Genomic DNA, 5413 nt, shown 5'->3' with positions numbered 1-5413 from the left:
AATTTTGGGGGATTAAGATGGGATCACGGCTAATTCACGCGGCAATCGCACAAAAGTTAATGACCATTCATTCTTTTTTAGATGATGCTTTCTTCCTTGGTAATGAGGCACCTGACGCTGATAAAACGTCTGATTTGACTAAAGGGGACACCCATTTTCTTGTACCAAGTAATCGCGGCACACAACGAATTGATCTCAGACAATTTTTAACGCAATATCCTAGCAGTCTCACTAACAACTTCATGCTGGGGTACTATACGCATTTGGTTGCTGATGAACTTTGGTTACAGGACATCTTCAGCCACCATATTCCGGCAGGTCCCATTGGCGTCCGACAACAATTGTTAGCGCTGTATTATCAAGATTTCCAGCAATTGAATCGTTTCTTAATTAATCAGTATGCACTGGTACCTTACGAACGGGATATCACATCTGTTGTACCCACTACCGTGAACTTGGATGCGTTACGTCAGTTAATGGCCGAATACAATCATGATTTCGACCTAATCGATGCGCGCCCGTTACAATTATTGCAACAATCTGAAGTGGACAACCATATCGCCAAGGTCGTAAAAATGATGACAAACATGATTAACAGCGGGCAACTCGTAGAACAGCTAATCATGCCGCAAGACAAGGGAAATTTATAATGAAAAAATTTTGGTTAATCTTAATTAGTGTACTAGCCGTGATTGGCGTGTTAATTTTTGCGGGTATTCAAATTGAACGTCACGTGGTGGTCAATAAGGCCACCACGTTATTACCTATTGTTAGTGGGACACACACCACCGGTGTTGATTTGAAAAATGTTGAACTCGCCCCAACAACGCCCCAAAATGTTGCCCTAAAATTAAATAATGAAGCTTTTAATCTTAAACAAAGTGCCAACGGTTGGGTAACTGATGCTTCAGCACAAGTCACCGGCGATACAGTCACCTATACCATTAAGACGGATAAATTGTCACAGACAATGCTTAATCTTGGTCTGCGTACAAATGGTGACCAAATTGATGCATTAGGTAGTAAAATTGTCCAATCAATGCAAGATAGCGGGGCCAAACATCCAAAATTGGTTATTAATGTCACCAATGACACGGGAGATTCTTTGAAATCACTAACTTACCGATAACGTTGGTAATCAAAAAAACGGTAGACGTCAGCATGATGTCTACCGTTTTTCTATTGCACGTACAAATACTTATGCAGGGAGCACCCGGGATTAAAGAGGGCCCCGCAACTTTCACATTGATCAATCGCTTCATAATGCGCGTAGGTCATTTGTAACCCACAGACACCGCATAACACAATCTTTTGTTGGGTTTGTGCTGCGTAACGACCGAATGGGTGGCTTTCATATGCCTGATGGCATTCATAACAGGCATAAAATTTGCCACAAGTCGCACAGCGATTGGCGATAACATCACGGTCACTATGCCAGTGAACGCACCGGCCTGCGGTATCTAAAATATTACCCCATATTGTTGTTTTTTCCATACTATTATGGTCACATGACTCACCAAACAATACAACTCTTCTTTTTCAGCACAGATATAAAACAAATATAGCCCTTTTTTGAGGACAACAAGTGTGTGATTTAACAAACTAAGTTGTTTTTTAAGGTTTCTTTGACAAGCATTTTTCGACAGGTATATTAAATTTTGTAAGCTTTTACGGCTTTTAAGGGAGGTGTCTACATGTGATTCGAATGAAATTTGATAGTTAATATATGCACAAAATAACATACGATTAATGGGGGATTATCATGGTAAAACAAAAAATTGCAGTCATCGGCGCATCACACGGTGGTCACGAAGTCGCACTAGAATTGTTAACACAGTCCGATGCGTACGATGTCACGGTCTTCGAGGCCGGTGACTTCATTTCATTTATGTCTTGTGGGATGGAACTCTATCTAACCGAGGCGGTACAAAATGCTGAGCTTGTCCGAAATTTCAAGCCATCAGATTTAGAAAAATATGGTGGTCATGTCCGCAATAACGCGAAAGTCACGGGTATTGACGCGACGAACCACACGCTCACAATTAATAACCAGGAATTATTCACTTATGACAAAGCAGTCTTAAGTGTTGGTGTAACACCCGCGCACTTAACCATCCCCGGTTCGAATTTAGCCAACATTATTCCGATGCGTGGTTACGATTGGGCCAAACGTATTAAACAATACCTCAACGATGCAACTATCAAAGACGTCACCGTTATTGGGGCTGGGTACATTGGTATTGAGGCCGTTGAAGCTCTGGTGAGAGCTGGCAAAAACGTGACCGTCCTAGACATGTTACCTCGTGTGCTAGCCGCTTACCTGGACGCCGATATGACTGATATTATCACGCAAGAACTAATTGCCCATGGCGTCAACGTAAAAGTCGGTGAGGCCATCACCGCATTTGAGGGATCTGAAAATGAGGGCGTGACAGCCGTCGTAACTGACCAGGGAACCTATGCGACAGACTTAGTCATTGAAGGAATTGGGGTAACCGCAAACACGGCACCTTTTGCAGATACGCTAGCACTCGATAAACGAGGCTGGATTGAGACAACCCGTAATTTCGAAACCAATTTACCAGATGTTTATGCCATTGGTGACGCTGTGAAGCCTTACTATATTCCAACTGGACAGCAACAGCCGGTAGCCTTAGCTTCCACCGCACGTCGTGAAGCCCAATATGTCGCCCAACGAATTATGGGCAACAAGCATGCTGTTGATTTCAAAGGGGTTGTTGGTGCCTCAGCTTTAAAAGTTTTTGATTATACATTCGCCTCAGCCGGCCTAAACAGCGTCACGGCTGATCGGTCAAAAATTAAAATTTCAGCCGTCACCTACACCGACACACGTCAGCCAGCTTTCGTGCCCACCAGTGAAGGGAACGGGGACATTATTGTCCGCTTAGCGTTTAGTCCTGATTCACGAATCATTTTGGGTGGCGCTATTATGGCGCGTGATTACGATGTCACCGGCTTCGGTAACACGCTGGCCCTAGCCATTGCACAAAAAATGACCGTAGATGATTTAGCAGAAGCCGACTTTTTCTTCCAACCAGGATTCGACCGGCAATGGTCAGTATTAAATCTGGCCGCCCAAAAAGCTTGCCATTATGGTGAATTCACCAAGTAAAAGTAAGCTATTTGAATAATGTCGTGTTAAAAGCGGTGCTGATTCTAAGCGATTCAGCACCGTTTTACGATGGTCCATTATAGTATGCACAATGTTCAATGCAGTCGTGAGCCGTCGACAAGAGCTAAAATATTGTTATAATGAAGTCACCTAATCAATGTATGCGCTTTCTTTACCACAACAATTATTGGAGCATAAAATGACGCAACCTAAATTATTCCTAGATATGGATAATGTTCTTGTTGATACATTATCCGTTTTAAACGAGATTGACATGCGGCAACAGTCTGTTGAAAAGCCAGATCAAATTCCTGGCATTTTCCGGGATTTGCCACCAATGCCTGGGGCAATTGAAGCCGTGAAGCAACTAGCAACTGAATACGACATCTATGTTTTATCAACTGCACCTTGGCAAAATCCAAGTGCTTGGCAGGATAAACTGATTTGGCTACAACATTATTTCGGGGAAGATAACACTAGCCCAATTTATAAACGAATCATTTTTGCCCACGATAAGTCCGTCGCACATTTTGGTGGTGGCATCTTGGTGGACGACCGGCCTTATCATGGTGCCAGTGACTGGGATGACCCAGATGCTGACAGCATCTGGGTCCAATTTGGTGCCGATCCTCGGCTAACGTGGTCAAATGAACTCGTGTCATTTTTGCTAGATGTTTCACAAGTCCAAGATGTAACAGATACGCTAAGAGAAGCAGTAGCCGTCGTTGCTGAACGTGGCCATTTTTACGTTCATGGTGATAAAACCGAATTTGACAAGGCCCATTGGGAATAAAAGATTCTTTTAAAAGAGACAGTCATCAACACGACTGTCTCTTTTTTTGATTGTGAATGAATGTTTTTGAATGAAAAACGTTGCAAAAGGCACCAAATAACACTATAGTTACTGGTGAAAAGGAAGCGCTTACATTTTTATAGGTGAATGATTATGATGATTTCAGAACGACAAGACAAAATATTAGCATTGATTCAAAAACGCGGTCGCATATCAATCCGCGAGCTGCAAGAACTGCTATTAGTGTCTGTATCAACAATGCGACGAGATTTGGACAAGCTAGCAGACGAAGGGCTAGTGAAACGAATTCATGGTGGGGTCGAACTGCTAAGTCAACACCCCACGCTACAACCCGAAATTGCCATTGCCGACAAAACCAAATTGAATCAACCAAGCAAACAACAAATTGCCCTGACCGCAATTGCCCAACTGCAAGGAGGTGAAACACTTTACCTAGATGCAGGTACAACAACTGGGGCCATGATTGCATTACTTGGCCAAGTGACGCCAGCGCCTTTGGTCGTTACTAATTCAGTTCACCATGCATCGCAGTTAGCTGATTTAATGGTGCCGGTAGTTGTCATTGGCGGTCAAGTAAAGCTATCTACTAACGCAACTGTGGGTATGACAGCGGCTGAACAACTCGGACAACTTGCCTTTGATGTAAGTTTTATTGGTGCTGATGCGATTGACCTTACTGCAGGGATTACGACACCTGACTTAGAGGAAGCGGCCATCAAGCGTTTGGTTATCGCACATTCACGGCATGCATTCGTTTTGGCAGACGCCAGTAAGTTTAATCAACGGGCATTTGCCAAAGTAGCTGACTTGGAAGAAGTAACGATTATTACTGAACCAAATTCGGCAACAGAATTGGCTTCATATCAGACAAAAACACAATTAAAGATCGGAGACCAATCATGATTTATACAGTCACACTCAATCCATCGATTGATTACGTGATGGCAGTGCCCGACTATATCAGTGGTGCGACTAATCGGGCCCAGACCACTAATGCTTATCCTGGTGGTAAAGGGATTAATGTCAGCCGGATTTTAGAAGCTAATCATATTAATAATCAGGCGTGGGGGTTTCTCGGGGGATATACCGGTGCTTTTATCGCAACAACATTACAACATTTAGCCATTAAAACTGACTTCACACCAATTCAAGGCACAACTCGGATCAATGTGAAATTAAAGTCTCGCCAAGAAACTGAGATAAACGCATCGGGACCTCAAATCACTGATGCTGAATGGCAGACTTTTAAACAACAATTTTCAAAATTGCAACCGGCAGATACCGTTGTATTTTCCGGTAGTTTACCTAGTACGCTACCACACGATGCTTATCAACAATTAATTCAGCTGGTGGTTAGTAAACAAGCTAATTTTATTATTGATACGACAGGCGATGATTTAAAACAAGCATTGGCTCTGCACCCGTTATTGGTCAAACCCAATCGTGACGAAGTGCAAGCACTATTT

Annotated in this window: 6 protein-coding genes and 1 pseudogene; 6 read left to right on the top strand and 1 reads right to left on the bottom strand. The window is 43.0% G+C overall.

The window, feature by feature from the left end:
* A pseudogene (locus tag WEIDD23_RS01540) lies at positions 1-650 on the top strand (hypothetical protein); the annotation flags it as partial.
* Positions 650-1129 carry a hypothetical protein gene (locus WEIDD23_RS01535; protein ID WP_010374886.1) on the top strand — a complete coding sequence of 160 codons (480 nt, stop codon included), beginning with the start codon at positions 650-652 and terminating at the stop codon, positions 1127-1129. The pseudogene WEIDD23_RS01540 and the gene WEIDD23_RS01535, both read left to right, overlap by 1 nt.
* A 50-nt stretch (positions 1130-1179) precedes the next feature.
* On the opposite strand, the gene WEIDD23_RS12675 is transcribed toward WEIDD23_RS01535, so the two are convergent.
* Positions 1180-1494 carry a CHY zinc finger protein gene (locus WEIDD23_RS12675; protein WP_010374887.1) on the bottom strand — a complete coding sequence of 105 codons (315 nt, stop codon included), beginning with the start codon at positions 1492-1494 and terminating at the stop codon, positions 1180-1182.
* 268 nt (positions 1495-1762) lie between these two features.
* Here WEIDD23_RS12675 and WEIDD23_RS01530 point away from each other — a divergent pair, with 268 nt between their 5' ends.
* From WEIDD23_RS01530 to WEIDD23_RS01515, 4 genes are all read left to right on the top strand, one after another.
* On the top strand, positions 1763-3133 hold the full coding sequence (locus tag WEIDD23_RS01530) for an FAD-dependent oxidoreductase (protein WP_010374889.1): 1371 nt from the start codon (positions 1763-1765) through the stop codon (positions 3131-3133).
* A gap of 199 nt (positions 3134-3332) precedes the next feature.
* Positions 3333-3926: a 5' nucleotidase, NT5C type gene (locus tag WEIDD23_RS01525; RefSeq protein WP_029237513.1), complete on the top strand. Its 594-nt coding sequence runs from the start codon at positions 3333-3335 to the stop codon at positions 3924-3926.
* Positions 3927-4079: 153 nt separating this feature from the next.
* On the top strand, positions 4080-4850 hold the full coding sequence (locus tag WEIDD23_RS01520; RefSeq protein WP_062358696.1) for a DeoR/GlpR family DNA-binding transcription regulator: 771 nt from the start codon (positions 4080-4082) through the stop codon (positions 4848-4850).
* Positions 4847-5413, top strand: a 567-nt coding sequence (locus WEIDD23_RS01515; protein ID WP_156469545.1) for a 1-phosphofructokinase family hexose kinase, incomplete at its 3' end; no start/stop codon positions are given. The genes WEIDD23_RS01520 and WEIDD23_RS01515, both read left to right, overlap by 4 nt.

The sequence above is a fragment of the Weissella sp. DD23 genome (assembly GCF_001579105.1).
Classification (GTDB): domain Bacteria; phylum Bacillota; class Bacilli; order Lactobacillales; family Lactobacillaceae; genus Weissella; species Weissella cibaria.
The sequence above is the reverse complement of the archived record's forward strand: the minus strand, read 5'-3'. Positions and strand labels throughout refer to the sequence as shown.